The sequence below is a fragment of the Staphylococcus sp. NWU MK-U1 genome, from assembly GCF_033283505.1.
GTDB classification, from domain to species: Bacteria; Bacillota; Bacilli; order Staphylococcales; family Staphylococcaceae; genus Staphylococcus; species Staphylococcus haemolyticus.
This window is the reverse complement of the sequence record NZ_JAVSMG010000022.1, coordinates 1-596: the sequence shown is the minus strand read 5'-3', so window position 1 is coordinate 596 and position 596 is coordinate 1. Positions and strand designations below refer to the sequence as shown.

Annotated in this window: 1 protein-coding gene; it reads right to left on the bottom strand. The window is 45.5% G+C overall.

Annotated features, from left to right (window positions below; translation table 11 throughout):
- Positions 1 to 281: 281 nt before the first annotated feature.
- A complete protein-coding gene (locus tag SBL16_RS12135; protein WP_317954279.1) occupies positions 282 to 434 on the bottom strand; it encodes a hypothetical protein in 153 nt (50 codons plus the stop codon).
- Positions 435 to 596: the final 162 nt, after the last annotated feature.

Genomic DNA, 596 nt, shown 5'->3' with positions numbered 1-596 from the left:
ATACAACTCCTTGGCTCATAGCCAAGCGGTCTTAGGAAGACAATTGCCATCCAACTCCTTGGCTCACAGAACGACATGGCTACGATCCGACTTGCAGTATATCGCTTGACAAGTAGAAACAAGGTAACCTCTCCATATTGAATATATTTGACCTGAAGTCGGAGGCCAAGCGGTCTTAGGAAGACAAAGTTGCCAAACAACTCCTTGGCTCACAGAACGACATGGCTACGATCCGACTTCTAATTGATGGCCATCCGAAGTATTATTTTCTGTGTGTTCAGTCAAAAGTACACTGATGTCACTGAAAATATTTGTGCTCTCCATATTGAATATATTTGACCTGAAGTCGGATCGTAGCCATGTCGTTCTGTGAGCCAAGGAGTTGAGCTCTGGACTTGTCTTCCTAAGACCGCTTGGCCTCCGACTTTTATCATCAAACACCACCATGCAATGCTTCAATCCAATGATCCCCTGCTTTTGCTCCCTGAGACGAATAAAGTCGGATCGTAGCCATGTCGTTCTGTGAGCCAAGGAGTTGCCTGTCAAGCTTGTCTTCCTAAGACCGCTTGGCCTAAGAGTTAGCATGATTGGAATTA

Bases quoted from the DNA above. Each gene is read 5' to 3' on its own strand.
- SBL16_RS12135 (WP_317954279.1), bottom strand. From the start codon at position 434: ATGATAAAAGTCGGAGGCCAAGCGGTCTTAGGAAGACAAGTCCAGAGC.